The 16993-nt window shown below is 56.3% G+C and carries 13 protein-coding genes; 10 read left to right on the plus strand and 3 right to left on the minus strand.

The genetic code is table 11. From position 1 onward, the window contains the following. The 6 genes from ACWI8T_RS04150 to ACWI8T_RS04175 all read left to right on the plus strand — a co-directional run. Nucleotides 1–945: FAD-dependent oxidoreductase (locus ACWI8T_RS04150; protein ID WP_449138047.1), on the plus strand; the 945-nt coding region annotated here is incomplete at its 5' end. A 12-nt stretch (nt 946–957) separates the two neighbouring features. Beyond that, complete coding sequence (locus tag ACWI8T_RS04155) at nt 958–1725, plus strand: enoyl-CoA hydratase/isomerase family protein (RefSeq protein WP_449138048.1); 768 nt, start codon at nt 958–960, stop codon at nt 1723–1725. A gap of 105 nt (nt 1726–1830) precedes the next feature. Then, nucleotides 1831–3399 (plus strand): class I adenylate-forming enzyme family protein, encoded by a 1569-nt coding sequence (locus tag ACWI8T_RS04160; RefSeq protein WP_449138049.1) that lies wholly within the window; start codon nt 1831–1833, stop codon nt 3397–3399. 166 nt (nt 3400–3565) lie between these two features. Then, nucleotides 3566–4741, plus strand: a complete 1176-nt coding sequence (locus ACWI8T_RS04165; RefSeq protein WP_302854557.1) for an acyl-CoA dehydrogenase — start codon at nt 3566–3568, stop codon at nt 4739–4741. Between the two features lie 193 nt (nt 4742–4934). Next, on the plus strand, nt 4935–5732 hold the full coding sequence (locus tag ACWI8T_RS04170; RefSeq protein ID WP_114614686.1) for a TIGR03084 family metal-binding protein: 798 nt from the start codon (nt 4935–4937) through the stop codon (nt 5730–5732). 425 nt (nt 5733–6157) lie between these two features. After that, nucleotides 6158–6448, plus strand: coding sequence for a hypothetical protein (locus ACWI8T_RS04175; protein WP_449138050.1), 291 nt, complete (start codon nt 6158–6160; stop codon nt 6446–6448). Nucleotides 6449–6522: 74 nt separating this feature from the next. Here ACWI8T_RS04175 and ACWI8T_RS04180 read toward each other — a convergent pair whose 3' ends face one another. Beyond that, nucleotides 6523–7026 (minus strand): GNAT family N-acetyltransferase, encoded by a 504-nt coding sequence (locus ACWI8T_RS04180; protein WP_449138051.1) that lies wholly within the window; start codon nt 7024–7026, stop codon nt 6523–6525. A gap of 328 nt (nt 7027–7354) precedes the next feature. Between ACWI8T_RS04180 and rpoN the strand changes: the two genes are divergently transcribed. Both rpoN and ACWI8T_RS04190 read left to right on the plus strand, forming a co-directional pair. Then, the gene (gene rpoN, locus ACWI8T_RS04185; protein WP_449138052.1) at nt 7355–8815 is read left to right on the plus strand and encodes an RNA polymerase factor sigma-54; all 1461 of its coding nucleotides are present in this window, start codon (nt 7355–7357) and stop codon (nt 8813–8815) included. A 75-nt stretch (nt 8816–8890) separates the two neighbouring features. After that, nucleotides 8891–11278: a sigma 54-interacting transcriptional regulator gene (locus ACWI8T_RS04190; RefSeq protein WP_449138053.1), complete on the plus strand. Its 2388-nt coding sequence runs from the start codon at nt 8891–8893 to the stop codon at nt 11276–11278. An 82-nt stretch (nt 11279–11360) separates the two neighbouring features. Here the strand turns inward: ACWI8T_RS04190 and ACWI8T_RS04195 are convergent, their stop codons facing one another. After that, nucleotides 11361–12806, minus strand: a complete 1446-nt coding sequence (locus ACWI8T_RS04195; RefSeq protein WP_449138054.1) for a polysaccharide deacetylase family protein — start codon at nt 12804–12806, stop codon at nt 11361–11363. 248 nt (nt 12807–13054) lie between these two features. Here ACWI8T_RS04195 and ACWI8T_RS04200 point away from each other — a divergent pair, with 248 nt between their 5' ends. After that, on the plus strand, nt 13055–14188 hold the full coding sequence (locus tag ACWI8T_RS04200) for an LCP family protein (RefSeq protein ID WP_449138055.1): 1134 nt from the start codon (nt 13055–13057) through the stop codon (nt 14186–14188). Nucleotides 14189–14418: 230 nt separating this feature from the next. Beyond that, a complete protein-coding gene (locus ACWI8T_RS04205; protein ID WP_449138056.1) occupies nt 14419–15762 on the plus strand; it encodes an LCP family protein in 1344 nt (447 codons plus the stop codon). A gap of 219 nt (nt 15763–15981) precedes the next feature. Here the strand turns inward: ACWI8T_RS04205 and ACWI8T_RS04210 are convergent, their stop codons facing one another. Further along, nucleotides 15982–16896: a LysR family transcriptional regulator gene (locus ACWI8T_RS04210; protein WP_449138057.1), complete on the minus strand. Its 915-nt coding sequence runs from the start codon at nt 16894–16896 to the stop codon at nt 15982–15984. Between the last annotated feature and the right edge of the window lie 97 nt (nt 16897–16993).

A 16993-nucleotide genomic window follows, 5' to 3' on the forward strand; every position in this document is an offset into this window, starting at 1 on the left:
GAGATGTACCCGAAAGCGGAGAAGAAAAAGCGCGTGATGGTCGTGGGTTCTGGCCCGGCTGGCATCAATGCGGCCGTGTGCGCCGTTGAGCGCGGCCATGAGGTCGATCTTTACGAAGCAGGCCCCCGTCTGGGTGGCTGCGTGAAGATGTCTTCGATTTTCAGCCCTTATCACGAGCGCTATCTCGACTACATGAACAACCTGGTGAAATCGCATCCCGAAATCAAGGTGCATTTGAAGACTCCGGTCGATGCTTCCGTGGTTAAGGCGGCCAAACCCGATGCTGTTATCGTCGCAATCGGTGGCGATGTTATGACGCTCGATGTTCCTGGCGTGGATAACGCCAACGTGCTCCAATCCCACGACCTGCTCGAGATGCTCAACGGCAACACGCCGCACACCAAGAGCGCATTCAACAACTTTATGTGGTGGGGTGCGACCAACGTTGTGAAGATGCACTACACTCCGAGCTTTGCCCGTTGGGCGACTACGGCCATGAATTGGCCCGTGAGCCGCGAGGTCGCCATCATCGGCGGCGGCTTGCCGGGTTGCGAGCTGGGTCACCTATGTATGGAGACCGGGCGCCGTGCCACCATTATCGAGGAGAAAAAGAAGATCGGCTACGACGTGGGCGGCTCCGATCGCTTCGGCCTGATTAACGGCTTCAAGAAGGCCGAAAACATTGAAATGCATGCGCTCACCAAGGTCACCGAGATTACCGACAAGGGAGTCAAGGCTGTTCAAACCGACAAAGAGGGCAATCAGACCGAGATTTTCATTCCCGCGAAAACCGTCGCGATTACGTTGGGATTCAAGCCGAACCATGCTCTTGCTGAATCTCTCAAGGGCATTTGCGACGAGGTGTATCTGGTTGGCGACGCCGATGAGCCGCATCGTATCGCCGATGCGACCAAGGCTGGCTACGTTGCTGCTTGCGCCATCTAGGGAGTGCCTGCTATGAGCGAAAACACCGATATGGTCTACATGGAAAAAGGCGAAGACGGCGTTGCGGTTGTGTATCTGAATCAGCCCAAAAAGAAAAATGCCATTAACGCCACCATGATGGATCTGCTGACGGATTGCTTCCATGCTGCCGACGAGGACGCAGAAGTTCGCGCGATCGTTCTTCGCGGTTCGGGCAACTGCTTTACGAGCGGCGGCGATTTGAGCCAAAGCTCTCCCGAGGAAAACACTCCCGAGCACGCGCGTAAAACGTATCGCAAATACTGCCGCACCGTCACCGCCATGCGCACTATTGCTAAGCCGATTGTGGCCATGGTCGACGGCTATGCCGTGGGCGGCGGTTTCGCGCTTATGCTCGCGAGCGATTTGGTATGCGTGAGCGAGACGGCCACTGTGATTCCGGCGTTTTGCCAAATCGGCATTGCTCCCGAGATGGGCGTGGTGAAATTCTTGCCCGAATTGGTTGGCATGCAGCACGCCAAAGAAATCCTCTTCCTGGGCGATCGCATTTCTGGCGTGCGACTGGGCGAGCTCGGCATCGCGAACCGCGTGGTTCCGTCGGAATCCCTTGAGGAAACAACGATGGAACTCGCGCATCGATTGGCGGAAATGCCCGATGCGTCTATCCAGGTGGCGAAGGGGATGCTGAACTCTTTGAGCGATACCAATCTCCAGGCTTCGCTCGCGCTCGAGCAGACGGGCTCTCCGTTCTGCACCACGACGAAAGCCTACGCCAAAACTATGGAAAAGTTCGCCCGCTAGGGCGTTTGGGGTGGGCGGCTTTGCCGGCATCGGCGGCCGCCCATTGCGCCCTTGGTATTGAGGGGCGCATGCTGAATTTGCACGGGCCGAAATGAGGGGGCCAAGGTGTCTGGGGCAACAACATATGGCAACATTATCGAGCCATTTCTTGAGAATGTTGAAAAGCATCCGCAGCGTGTTGCCTGCGTATGCGGCGAGATTACCCAAACGTATGAGCAGCTGGATACCTTGGCTTGCAAAATCGCCCGTGCGTTTCGCGACCGAGGCGTGGAAACGGGCGACAAGGTAGCCTATCTCATGGAGAACAGCGTCGAGCTTATCGCCGTCTATTTGGCGATTCAGCGCATCGGCGCGGTTGCCGTTCCTTTGAACTATCGACTTATTCCTCGCGAAATCGCATATCTCACGAATGCGGTCGATGCGAAGCTCCTTGTATTCGCGAAGAAATTCGAAGAGAAAGTCGTCGAAAGCCGTCGCGATTTCAATCCCGAGCTCGACCTTCTTGCCGTTGGCGCATCGACGCCGTTTGCTCCTCGCCTGTTCGACCTTTCCGAACCCGCTGAGCCCGACCTTGAACTTTTCCGCGACGAGGGGGCTCTTTCGCGCGTGCAGTTTACGGGCGGCTCAACCGGCCTTCCGAAAGGCGCATGCCGTACTCATGGGCAGGATTTGGCGGAAATTCGGGTTATTCTGCGCTCGAACGCCATGCTTGAAATGGATCACCCTGTCGTCCTTATCCAATGCCCGCTTGAGCACCATGGTGGCCATAGCTGGTTCATGTGTGCCCTTTCGGCTGGCGCAACAATCGTCATTTGCGGGAAGTTCGATGCGCGCGCCGTGCTCGACCAAATCGACGAGCATGGGGTGACGCATATGATTTTGCTGCCGCCGACGACCTACGTTCGCCTCGTCCGCGATGGCGGCGTGTCGTCGCACGATTTGTCGACCGTTCGCATTGTGCAAAGCGCGGCGGGCGCCATGATGCCCGAAATTGTGCGGGCGATATACGGCGCATTCCCCAATGCTGAAATCAATTACGGCTGGGGACAGAGCGAAAGCGGCTCCGGCATTACGATGCGTTTGACGCGCGAGATGCTGGAAGAGGATTCCCCGCTGCTCGATGCGCTTGGCAAGCCGATGGATGAGATGGAGGTACGCATCGTCGACGATGAAGGAAACGATGTGGCGCCTGGTGAGCCTGGTGAGGCTCTTGTCAAATCCCCCGCGGTGATGAGCGGCTATTATGGGCAACCTGAAATTACCGCAAACACCATTACACCTGATGGATGGCTACATACGGGCGACGTCATGCGCGTTGACGAAAACGGCTACTACTACCTGTGCGCCCGCAAAAAGGACATGATCAAATCGGGCGGCGAAAACGTGTTCATCAATGAAGTGCAAACCGCCATTTTAAGAAACCCCGATGTGGCCGATTGCGTGGTCTTTGGCACGAGCGATCCGGTGATGGGCGAGGCTGTCGCTGCCGTGGTGCAACCGGTGAAGGGTAAAACCCTCACGGCGCAAGATGTGCAAGAGGCCTGCAAGGCCTATATCGCAAGCTACAAAAAGCCGCGCTATGTACTGTTCGTTGACGACTTGGGCCGTGATGATGCGGGAAAGATTCGGTTGAAAAACGTTATCGCCTATTTTGACGCCCACATCGAGAAGTAGCGGCACGTTCTGAATGCTGAATTAAATTTTTAAGAGACGCTGTCCTTTTGGGCGGCGTCTCTTCGTTTTGGCACGCTTCTTGCTAATTACTTATCAGAATCGCAGCGCAGTCATGCGATGTTGTGAACGTTAAGCAAGGATGCGGGAAACAGAGGAAAGGAAAACCATGGATTTCGCCCTTACCGAAGAACAAGAGTTGTTGCTCGAGAGCGTCGACGAGCTGATGGAGCGCTATGGCACCGAGCAGTATTTCAAGGAGTGCGACGAGAAGCATGAGTGGCCGACGGAATTTACCGACGCGCTGCTCGAAAACGGCTTCCAGATGCTCGGCGTCGATGAGAAGTTCGGCGGTACGCCCGTTGACGTGACGACGCTCATGTTGGTTTCTGAGCGCATCTGCAAAAACGGCGCACCCATCTACGTGTATGGCAACCTGTGCGCGCTCAAGGATATGACCGAATACGGTTCTGCCGAGCAGCAGGAGCAGTGCTTCGCTGAGGTTATGGCTGGTCGACCGGGCTTCGTGCTTGGTTTCACCGAGCCTGGTGCCGGCTCCGACTCGAGCTCGCTCGCTTCTACGTACGAGCGTCGCGATGGTAAGGTGTACCTCAATGGCAATAAATCGTTCATGACCAACGCCGTGAACTCGAAGTACATGCTTTGCGTCGCGCGCAATGCGGCCGACGATCCCACTTTGCGCGAGAATCGTTCGAAGTTCAGCATGTGGTGGGTACCCCTGCGCGATGACGAGGGCAACCTCACGCCGGGTATCTCCATCGAGCCGCTTGAGAAAATCGGCTGGAATATGGGCAATACCTGCGAGCTTCATATGGAAGACGTCGTTCTCGAAGAGAAGGACCTCGTGGGCGTTGAGGGCAATGGCTTCATGCAGGCAATGGTGAATTTCGAGGTCGAGCGCCTTATCGCATGCGCCCAGAGCCTCGGTGCCGCCGAATGCGCGTTTGAGGATGCGACGCATTACGCAACCCAGCGCGTGCAGTTTGGCAAGCCCATCGGCAAGAACCAGCTCATCCAGGAGCACATCACCGAGATGTATATGAAGATCGAAAACATGCGCAACTGGGTGTACAAGACCGCATGGAAGATTGACAACGGCGAACCGGTGCAAATCGATTCCGCGGTGGCGAAACTGTATTGTGGCCGCGCGGCGTTCGAGGTGTGCGACACGGCCTTGCAGGTCATGGGCGGTATCGGCTACACCAAGGATTGCCGTATTTCTCGCTTGTGGCGTGACCAGCGCGTCTATCGTATTGGCGCCGGCACCGATGAAATCATGATTCATATTGCAGGCCGCGCTATTCAGAAACTCTATCAAGACTAATGTGGGTCGCGGGCGTGTATTGCTCGCGTGAAAAGCCAACGAACGGGAGTCTGGTGTATCGAGCGTGCCTAAAGAGCATGCAGGCTTTGATGCGTGGCCAAGGCCAAGGCCAAGGCCAAGGCGCTCAGGCTTCCGTGTAGTGACGTGATTTCATCGCACGATGGGCGACGGAATCAAAAGAAAGGGGAACGACATGGCTGAATTCTTTGATCCGATGGGTGACTTGCTTGCTGAGCAGGCGCAGGTTGACGTGCTTGTCCAGGATTTCTCTGAGGAAGACTGGAACAAAATGGCGTCGTATTGCACGACGTGGAAGCTGAAAGACGTCATTGCCCATATCGCGTTTTTCGATTATTGCGCCGCGGAGCTGCTTAATGGCCGTGGTGAGAGCGTGAATGCCGTCGCGGACGCATTTAGCGACCAGGACGAGCATTACCATGTTTTGAAGTGCCAGGACATGACAGGCGCCGAAATTCTTTCCTGGTGGCGCGAGCAGCGCACCATCATGAATGAGGCGTTTATTGCGGGTGGCCCCAAGAGCCGCGTGCCTTGGGCGGCCGGCATTCCCCCCATGTCCAATCGTTCGCTTGCGTCTGCGCGCCTTATGGAGCTTTGGGCCCATAGCGTCGATATCTACGACGCTCTTGGCATTGAACCCGTTGTCAAAGATCGCATTGCCTCCACGCTGTTCCTCTCGTGGCAGGGTCGTCCGAACATGTACAACGTGAATGGCCTCACCTTCGACCCCGAGGTTCCGATGTACCTTGAGCTCACCTTGCCTTCGGGTGAGGTATGGGCGAAGGGTGATCCTGCGAGCCCGAATTATATTAAGGGCTCCGCTCGCGACTGGGCGCTCGTGGCGATTCGCCGTCGCAATTGGATGGACACCGATCTTGAGGTTGTGGGCGACGAAGCTCGCACGTATGCCTCTATCGTTCAGACATACGCCGGCCCCGCAGATCCCGCTCCCGAGGCAAAGAATCAGCGCTAATCACTCTCTTCGCTCCAAGGCCAGGTCGCGAGACCTGGCTGCGGCGAGGCCCCCGGTCGGACAGGGGGTCTCGCCGCAGCCATCTCCTTAGGGCTGCATCGTATGCGCGATGCGAATTATGAGCGGCGTGAAGCCAGAGCGCTGCTGGTTGCCTTGCGCTTACCAAGCTTGTGTAGAAATGCCCCGCAATTGTCGGGGCATTTCTACGTTTGAGGGCGCGTTGACGCCGCTCGCACAACGATGGCGAATGTTGTGCAGTTTTTAATTGACGATGGGGGAGGGGTCTCCTATCATACGGCTCATCCCTTTGGGAAGATTTGCGCTGACGCTTGTTAATGATTTGTCAATGCGAATATGTATGTATAAGTTGCGTTTTGCTTGGAGGACGAAACGGCGGACGCGTCTTTGGTGAAGGAGGCGGTTCCATGGCAGGTCATGGCCGTACGAGCTGGGATGACGTTGCCGTGGTTACGGTGTCGATTCTGCGTCTTGTCGCGCGTTATGAAAAGCAGAATGGCGAGCCTGCTTCGCTCTCTCGTCGAGAGATAGCGAAGGTTGTCGGCGTGAGCGAATATCGCGTACATGCGGCCATACGCCGTCTTGTCGGCTCGGGCCTCGTGAACAGCGAAGCGCGCTATCGAGACGATGGCGGTCGTTTGGCGAATGCGCTTTCCGTCACCGATGCCGGCAAGGCGTTCTTGGTGGGGATTGAATAACCCGCTTCATGCGATAAAGAGGCTATGAGGCCACGTCGCGCGGCATTTGTCGCGCGTTTTTTTGTTTGTCCTGATTAATCGAGGGAAGTGGCGATTGTGCGCTCTTCGTTTTCGATAGGGTATTTCATCGGGAGCGGCTGGCATTCGTCCCGCTTTTCGCAATCATCGCAATCGGATGCGACTTCGGGGGCGATTTCATCCCATTCGACGGGGGCGCATCCGATGAACTTGTAGAACCCCACCGCATAGCCGCGAGCGACGAAACGGAGTTCGCCGTAGCGCTCTCGCGCGGCCTTCATGAGCGCTGCGCCCACACCATGGCCGCGCAGCGATTCGTCGACGACGATTGGATTGACGTGTGCGATGCCGTCGTAGATGCGAAGGCGGCAAAATGCCGCGATGCCGCCAGAGAGGTGCGTCGCGACGAGCGTGTCCTCGAAGCCGTCGAGCGTGCCCATGTCAGCCGCCTCGCCCATGCGAATAATGGCGGGATAATCCGCCGGGGTCGACATACGAATTTCGGCTATGGCGTCAATTCCGTAAGGCATTTCGTGCTTCGTCATGGTACTCAAATCCAACGCGTCCGTTTCATGCGTCCGTGCGATGCCGTTCCCCGATGTGTTCATGTTCATCCCCCAGAAAGAATTAAACGGCATTTCTGGCATATACTAACGCTTATATGTCAAGCATATTTTGTGCCAGAATGTCATATTTGTTCGACTTTTCAGAAACTCATAGCCAAATTCGATGCTTTTCGTCTTTATATGCCATTTGAAATAGATAGAATATCAGATGCGGAATTGCATAGTGCAATGTAAACGGCTTAACGACCCGTGCGTCCTCGGACGTGCGTGCGTGAAACCGGGTCGGAATAGGTAGGCCTAAACCAAAGCGAAGGGGGCGTTTGTGGTTTCTGGTACTTTGTCGACGGGCTTGACGCCGAGGACGTCCACGAAGACGAAAACGCGTCTTGCTCCCGTTTCGATGCAGGGCCTTGAAGTGCTTGCGTTGCCAGTTGCCTCGCTTCCCGATCGCATTGCCTCTATGGCCGAGTCGAACCCCCTTCTTGAAATCAATTATGAAGACGATTTATTCAGCTACGACGCCCTTCCGAGCGAGTCGGCCTTCGAAGAGGCGAAGGAGCGTGCCGAAGCGAAGGCGTACGACGTTACGGGTTGGTCGGCTCCTCGCCATACGCTTGGAATCGCGGGCGCAACCGAGTGGGACTTTTCTCGTATCCAGGATGATTGCATAGAGACCGAAACGCTGCATGAGTTCCTGCGCCTTCAGGTGACCGATTTGCATCTGAGTGCTTGTGACCTTGGGGTCATGAATGCTCTTATCGATAACGTGACCGACGACGGGTACTTCGTTGGCGATGTCGGCATGGTGGCGTTTGAGTGCGATGTCGAATATGCGTGTGCCGAAAGGCTGCTCGAGGCGTTGCAGCGCCTTCAGCCGCGAGGCGTTGGCGCGCATGATGTTCGTGAATGTCTGAAGCTTCAGATTCCCGACGACGAGCCGCATCCCGAAGTTATGTCAGAGCTCATAGAAGGCTACCTCGACGATCTCGCCCAAGGCAGGCTGCCTGCAATCGCTCGAGAACTTGGCGTGCCCGTCGATGAGGTCGCTCGCATGAAGCGCGTGGTTCGCGGCATGAACCCTCGTCCGGGCTCGGCGTTCTATCAACGCCCCGATTCGCGCTATGTCATCCCCGATATCATCGTGCGCCGAAAGGGCTCCGATTTTACCGTTGAGGTGGTGGGAGCTTCCCAAAATTGCTTGGCGTTGAACGCCGAATACGTGGCGATGATGGAAGAAGAGGGCCTTGCGCGTGAGGCAGCGGCGTATTTGAGCGAGAAGCGTGAGGAAGCTGATTCCTTTTTGCGCAATCTTGAACAACGTCGTCAAACGCTGCAGCGATTCGGCGTGTTTCTGGTGGAGCGGCAGTTCAAGTTTTTCCTCACGGGTGGCTCGGCGCTCTCGCCGCTTACCATGCAGCAGGCGGCCGATGCCCTTGATATTCATGTATCTACGGTGAGTCGAGCTGTGCAGGGAAAATATATCCAAACGCCGTGGGGAACGTTTCCGCTGAAAATGTTTTTCACGCGCGCCATGCCGCGGGTTTCTTCTGGCATGGGTCTTGGGGCGCAGGCGACAACGGGTGCTGTTTCGTCGTTCGAAATCAAGCAGATGATTAAAGACCTTATCGCCGCAGAGGACAAGAGCCATCCATTGAGCGATGCGAAGATATGCGCCGCGCTGAATGAGAAGGGCATTGAGATAAAGCGACGCACGGTTGCGAAATATCGAGAATCTCTCGGTATCGAAGCGCAATCGCGCCGTCGGTGGTCGTGCGATTCGTAGTGGACGCGCGCGACGTTGCGTGACGATGGGCCAATTGGGGGGGCCCGCATAGAGGCAATGGGGAAGAAGGGGTCGATGTACGATCAGAAAAGTCAAGTTGAAGCGTGGCGAAGGTTCATTGCGACGGGCGAAATCGACGAAAGCGTTGTTCGCCCCGAAATCGCGCGTTCATGGAAGCGCTGCCGAGCGGCGGGCGTGAATCCTTGGTCGAGCGACTTTCCTTCTATGGACGAAAAGCTGCTTGCCGAAAAACAGCGGGCTTATGCCCACTCGCTGGCGACGAATATGCCCGTTATGCGCATGCTTGTGGCATTGCTGAATTGCAACGTCTCGCTTATGGATCAGGAAAGCTTCGTGTTCGGCTTTCAGTCGCCCTTGAGCTATTATCCGCGCACGTTCGGCACGTATGTGCTCGAGGAGGTCGTGGGAACGGGAAACGCGACCATTGTTCCTTACGAGAAGAAGCCCGTACGCGCCGATGGCTTTGAGCAGTATAGGGCCATTTCTCAAACCTATTCTGGCGTGAGCGCCCCCTTCCTCGATAACCGAGGGGTGTATTTCGGCGCCATGAACCTCAATAACCCGTTCGGAATGCTTCCCGAATGCGCCCTAGATATGTGCGCGACAGCGGTCGATTTGGCCAATGAGCTCTTTCTCGCCGGTCGTGGCATGCGGGCGAAACTATCGACGGCTGAATTCTTCAAGCCGCTCATTCGCCTCATGGAACAGCCGGTGCTTGTTCTCGACAGGCGCGGCAATGTACTCATCGCAAATGAAGCCATGCATTCCTATATCCCTCGGTATGAGACGTTTTCCTATGGGTCCCAATCGCTTTCCGCGTACCTCTCGAAGAAGACGGGCGTGAAATATGTACTCGAGTCGCCCGTGAAAGAAGGCGAGCCCTTGCCCGTGGTATTCAAGGAAGGGCGAAAGAAGGAAGAGCGCGAATTGGCGCTTTTGAATCGATCGGCGGTCGACGTTGGCAACGGGCTCTCGTTCGTTGTGTGCGTGTTCGATGTGCCGTCCGTTGGGGCTGACTCTTCTTCAAAGTCGGGAAAGGGCCAGGCATCGAACGGGGGAGGGGCTCGCGCAGAGGGGAGCCGCAAATCGCTTGGCCGCGCTTCGGCGAAAGACGTTGTCGACTATATCGGCGAGTCGCCTGCATGGGGCAAGGTTGATAAACTCGTTCGCAAGGTGGCGCCCATTAAGACCAATGTCTTGCTTTTGGGTGAGACGGGTGCAGGCAAAGAGGTTGTGGCGCGCGCCTTGCATCGCATGTCTGGACGCAAGGGGCCGTTCGTTGCAATCAATTGCGGGGCGATTCCCCGTGACCTCTTCGCGGCCGAGCTGTTTGGTTACGAGGCGGGCGCGTTTACGGGAGCTAAAGAAGGCGGTTCGATCGGAAAGATTGAAGCGGCCGAAGGCGGAACGCTGTTTTTGGACGAGATTGGCGAAATGCCCCTCGATTTGCAGGTGGGCTTGCTGCGCGTCATTCAGGAACAAAGCGTCACGCGCCTTGGGTCGACCGAGCCGCATCAGCTTGACGTGCGTTTTCTGGCTGCTACGAATCAGAATGTTCGAAGCCTTATCAATGAGCGCCGTTTCCGTGCCGATTTGTACTATCGCCTGAGCATGGTCGAAATATCTCTGCCGCCTTTGCGCGAGCGTGAGGGCGATGTGGCCTTGCTCGTCGATCATTTCAATCGAGATTTGTCAGACTCGCTTCGTCTGCCGTGCACTCCCCTGCCTGAAGACGTTATGAAGGCGCTTGCGAATTACACTTGGCCCGGCAATGTGCGAGAGTTGCGCAACGTTGTTGAACGCAGCCTTATTATGGCAGGAGAGGGGGCCAAGGTGACCCTTGAGGATTTGCCTGTCCATGTCGCGAACGCCGTATCGGTGGGCATGTCGTTTGAGGGTCCTGCGCTCTCAATGGCGGCGGTCGCTGGGCAGTCTGGCCGCATGGCGCCGGTGGGTGGAGGCTTGCCGACAGGCATGTATTCGCCTTCGGCGGCGTTCGACCGCGTTGGGACAGGAGCGTACGATAGGCCGTCGGCAATGGGGTATGGCTACCAGGAGTCAACTCCTTTTGGTGAGGTCGTTTCTGGGGCGTCGCCCTGTGGCGTCGGCTTCGATGCGATGGCTGGTTTTGGGTTGCGTGCGGCCGATGAGCCGAGCGAGCATTCGGCAGGTTGGCAATCGGGGGAATTGCATTCGGGACAAGGCCAGGATGCCGCTTTTTCCGTTGCTTCAAGCGCGGGGTTCCCTGCCGGAACTACGGGCGCGTTTTCGCAAGATGAAAATGTGGCAGAAGCTGATCGCATGCGTATCGTAAAGGCGATTCGAGGGGCTGATGGCGATTTGCTTTTGGCGGCAGAGCTCTTGGGCGTGACGTATGCTACGCTTCGCAAGCGTATGGCCGAAATCGGCATTAGAGTGAAAACATCGATCGAGATTGAGTAAAACAAATGGCGGCCTCGCACTTCGAGGCCGCCATTTTGCGTTTATGGGTGCGGGCGATTATGAATGCTGGGCGTAAGTTCGTTTAGTTGTCCTTCGTAGGGTATTTCATAAGTTCGTCAATCGTGACGAACTTCCAGCCGTCTTGCACGAGCTTCGGCAGAGCGATGCGCAGGCCTTCAATGGTGTTTTCTCGGTTTCCGCCGCCATCATGCATGAGCACGATATCGCCGGGCGTGACCCGCATAAGCTCTGCTGCGATGCGGCTCGCCTCCGGCCGCTTCCAATCGGTGGTGTCGACGTCCCAACCAATGTCGGCAACCACGAGGTCTTCCACGTTGCTCCATACTTCGGTAGGGAAGTTGCCTCCGGGCGCGCGCATCACGAAGCTTGGCTTTTGTCCGGTGGCGTCTTCGATTGCCTGAAAGCCTTTCGTGACTTCTTCGCGCTGTTGTTCGGCACTCATATAGGAAAGGTTCACGCTTTGACCGTCGCCCGCCGCGTGGTCCCACGTGTGGGTCGCGACTTGATGGCCCTCGACGACCTCTCGTTTCACGGTATCGACCCCATTGCCCGAAATTCGATTGCCAACGGCGAAGAACGTGGCTTTCGCGCCATTGTCGCGCAGCACGTCGAGCAGCTCGTTGGTGTCGTCCCATGGGCCGTCGTCAAAGGTGAGCGCCACGACCTTTTCGCCTTGCGTGTCGGGGTAGCAGCGCTTCATGATGGTGTCGACGGGGTCGCTCGTTACCTCGATGACCTGCTGTTTTCCGGAAACCTGGCCGGTTTTAATTGTGCCCGAACCGTCTTGTCCCTTCTGGGTGACGATATGGAGCGGCCCATGCCCAACGTCTTGAACGCCATGGGCGATGGGCTGGTTTTCGGCCGTGTTGGACGGCTCTTCGATATCGACTCCGTTTGCGAAATCGATGCTCGTGTGGCCATCGAGCGGTGTGTCGGCTGCGGTGGTGGGGTCAAGTTCCTGTCCGTCGAGCGTTGCCGTATACGCTGCGCCGCTGCCTTCTTGCAGCAGTTCGCCGTCAATATCGAGCATGTTGCCCGCCGTTGCGGGTGAGCCCGCCGCCTCGAATGCATCGTTTACGGTTGCGGTGCGAGGCAGCTGCAGTTCTTGACCGTTCACCATGATGTCGATGGGTCTAGTGTTTTGCCAATGCACGACGCCGAACAGGACGAGTGCGAGTGCAACGCACGCGCCCGCAATGGCGAATACGGTTTTTGAGGGCCTCGACGTTGATGTTTGGGCAACGGGTGTTTGGTTGCGAGACGGGTGCGGCTTGCCAGGCGCATGGGTGCGCGGCGCGCGTGAATCGGTGGGAACCTGGACGCGTGGCGCGCGCGGTTCGCTCGAGCGGCCGGGCGTTTCGACCGGGTACGCGTGCTCATCAGCGCGACGCGTGGGAATGCGCTGCCCCTCTTGCGCGGCAAGCGGCTTTTTGGCCGGGCGAGGGCGAGCGTGCGTACGCGTACGCGGTGCGTCGTGATTTTCGGGAAAGTCGTTGTCGTGCGACACTCTCGCTCCTCGGTTGGTTGATAAAAAACAGTCTGGTTTCAGGTTTGCTTGAACTCTAGTGTAGCGTGTCGCGCGCCGATAATGCTACGAGTCGACAATTAACGCTATGAGCCGACAATCTCAAGGGTTTGAGGTGAAGCGGGCTCCGGAGAATTTCGGATGGTTGTTTCGCTGTCACCTTGTGTTAAGGTATGGGGCTCTTGCGTGGTGTCTTTACAATTTTCCCCGCTTCAAGAGATAATGACCCCATGAATAATAAAAACAAACACAAATATGGCGTCAGCAAAATGGGTTACAACCTTCCGACTGGCGGTCAAAACCAAGTTGGATATAACAGCTATTCGCGTGATTCCTATGCGATTCCCAAGAAGCGGCGAAAGTGGCCGTTTGTTGTGCTCGCTGTTGTGCTGGTGCTTCTTCTTGCGGCTGGCGGCGTGGCGTTTGCGGGCGTCGTGTACATGAATTCCCTGAACGACAAGCTTCAAAACAATATCGACGACGAGTTGAAAGCTACGCTTTCGTCCGAAGTGGTTCAGCCAGGCGATCCGTTTTATTGCCTCATCATGGGCACCGACTCTTCTGAAGAGCGTAGGGAATCGGGGGCTTACGGAGATACCTTCCGAAGTGATTCGATGATTCTTGCGCGTATCGATCCTCGGCAGAAAACGGTGGCGCTTGTCTCGATCGAGCGCGACACGTATGTGAACATTGAAGGCTACGGGCCGAATAAGCTCAACGCTTCCGCCGCGTTTGGCGGTGCTCCTCTTGTCGTGAGCACGGTATCGACGTTTGCCGGTGTGCCTATTTCCCATTATGCATCTATCGATTTCGATGGCTTCAAGGACGTCGTTGATGCCCTTGGCGGCATTGAGGTCGACGTTCCTATGGAAATCGACGATGCCGATGCCGGTGGCCATGTGGATGCTGGTCTTCAAACGCTCAATGGCGAGCAGGCGTTGATTCTTTGCCGAGCGCGCAACGCGTATGAAGAAGCCGGTTACAGCGGTGGCGACTTTTATCGTGCCGCAAACCAAAGAATGGTAATTGGCGCGATTGCCAAGAAACTCATGGAGAGCGATCCTGCGACGATGGCGACGTCGATTGCGACGCTGTGCGATTACGTTACGACCGATATGAGCGTTACCGATATCGTGTCTGTTGCGAACAGCATGCGTGGCATCGATACCGAGAATAATATCTGGTCCGCGATGAATCCGACCATTTCCGCCTATGAAAACGAAGTGTATATCGAATACAGCGACAACGAAGCGTGGCGAAAGATGATGACCCGCGTTGATGATGGCTTGCCTCCGTATGAAGACGAAAAGCGCAATGTCAACGATGGCGGGACGCTTGATGGAACGGTAAGAGACAATAGCTAAAATCGTTCAATAAGGGAGGCTGCATGGTGTCTCGTCGACGAGATTCTTTAGACAATCGTTTGGGGGGCGAAAATGCTCGCTTCTCAAGCACTCCGCGTGTTCAGGGGTCGGGCCAAGAGGATGGCGCTTCTACGGTTCGTTCTTATTCCAGAAGGGCATACGGGTCTGGCGACTCGCCTCGCACTTCGATTCCTTATTCTCGAGAGAGCACGGGTTCGGAATACTCCCGAATGCGTTCGCGCAAAAAGCGGAAGAAGGTCATTGTCGGGGTTGTTGCCGCAGTGGTGGCTCTTGCTGTCATTGGCGTTGGCGCGGCTTTCGCGTATATGGGCGTTCTGAATGGCAAGCTGTCGAAGGGCATCGACGAAGACACGCAACTTGCCCTGACCGATAAATCGCTCGCCGAGCCATTCTATATGCTTCTTATGGGTACCGATAAATCCCAAGAGCGCGATGCAAGTGGCGAATATGGAGACAGCTATCGAAGCGACTCGACGATGCTGGCGCGCATTGATCCCGTTCAGAAGAAAGTGACGCTTATTTCGATTGAGCGCGACACGCTTGTGAACATTGAAGGGTATGGCGTTGGAAAAATCAATTCGGCCTATACCTATGGCGGTCCGGCTCTTATGGTGAAAACCGTCTCGCAATTTGCCGGCGTGCCTATTTCCCATTATGCCGAAATCAACTTCGATGGCTTCAAATCTGTGGTCGATGCGCTTGGCGGAGTCGATGTAAACGTCCCCATCACCATCGACGATGCCGATGCAGGCGGCCATGTTGATGCGGGCGAGCAAACAATCAATGGCGACCAGGCGCTTATTTTGTGCCGCGCGCGCAATGCCTATGAGGAAGCTGGTTACGGCGGAGGCGACTACTACCGTGCGGCGAACCAGCGTATGGTGCTTGGCGCGATTGCGAAAAAACTGCTGGCTAGCGACCCGGCAACCATGGCGAGCACCATCACCGCGCTTTGCGATTACATCACGACCGACATGTCGGTGAGCGATATCGCCGCCGTTGCCAATTCGATGCGAGGCATGGACCCGTCTACCGATATCTATTCGACCATGAACCCGACCACTTCATCGTATGAAGACGGCGTTTGGTGTGAATATAGCAATAACGAGGCTTGGGCAGCCATGATGAAGCGCATTGATCAGGGCCTCTCTCCTACGCCCGACGAGTCCGCTTCGATGAACAACGGCGGCGTGACCGACGGCAGCATCGGCGGAGAAGCGGTGGCTCAAGCCGTTTTGAACGGCGAGGAATCGAGCCTTTCCGACTACGGCCACGGTGAACAGGTCGAAGTTCAAAACGGAAGCGGCGTGTCGGGCGTTGCCGCCACGGCTGCAAGCACGCTTACGAATAAGGGCTACGACGTGACGAATACGCTCGATGCCGATTCGTACAACTACAGCAAGACGCTCGTCATTTACGACAAAGGAACCGACGAAAGCGTCGCGAAGAGCATCGCCAAGCTGCTTGGCTGCGGCACTCCTACGGTAAACGATGGCAGCTACACCTACGAGGGTTCCTATTTGGTCATCGTGGGCAAAGACTACAAGGGCTAAGCCTTTCCTGTGGTGCTCTGTGCGCGGTGGGGCGCCGCGGTTGCTGAAACGGCCGCATTGTCTCTTTGCGGGTCATTTGCGCGGGGGCGTCACGGTTCCCAGCGTAACCGAGACGCTTTCTTTCGGCGACATTTCTAAAAGAACGAAAAAACGCGGCCGGGGCATGGTGCCTCGGCCGCGTTGCATATGCGGAGGTTTTCCGCGTGCGGCGTTTTGCCGCTATCCCAGATTGTCCCAGCGCTCATCGAATTCAACGCGCTCGTCCCAAGCGGCAACCCAGGTTCGAACAGTTTCGACGAACGCCTTCGCTGCCATGGATGCGCGATCCCACGAACGCATGGCGATTCCGAGTTCGCGGTGGGTGGGAATCTCCAGCTCGATACGCGCAAGCTGGAAGGGCGCCTTGCGCAAAATGAGCTTTGGGAAAAGGCTGTAGCCGAGGCCTTTGTTCACCATGCCCATAACGGCGAAGTCGTTATCCATCACGAAGCGCGTGTGCGGCACAACTTCATGCCGGTCGAATACGGCGTCGAATTCGGTGTAGCCTGGGTTTCGGATTTTGATGTAGGGTTCGTTCGCGAGTGCCTCGCGGGAGAAGAAGTCTTCTTGGGCGAGGGGGTGGTGCGGAGCTAGTGCGACATAAATTGGGTCTTGAACCAGGGGTATGACGAAGAATTTTTCCTGCGGAGGCAAAACGATGAACCCGCAGTCGAACTCTCCATGCAGCAAACCGTCCTCGATTGTTTTCTGCTCCTCGAAGCATGCGAATTCGAGCTCGACTTTGGGGTGGGCTTTTGTGAACTCATCTACGATGCCTGGCAGCCAGCGAATGGCGGTCGATGCGAATGCGGCGACGCGCACCGTGCCGCTTTCCAAATGCCTCACTTCGCCCAAACGCGCTTGAAGCGCTCGCTCGCTCGTGCACACGTCTTGAATCCAAGGTAAAAGGTTGCGGCCGTCCTCGGTAAGACGAACGCCCGAATGATCGCGCGCGAAAAGCGCCGTGCCCATTTCGGATTCGAGCGAGCTCATCATATAGCTGATGCCCGCCTGGGTGTAGCCAAGCTGCTCAGCGGTGCTTTTGAAGCTTCCTGTCTCGGCCGCCAACACAAAGGCTTCATACTTCGACGTCATGAAAACCTACCGTTTCTCCTGCTATTTCCTTCTTTACGTGTGAAATCAACGGGGTATAAGAAACTCTTTACCTATTACAAAATACTCTAGTTTTACT

It is taken from the genome of Slackia sp. (assembly GCF_977041755.1).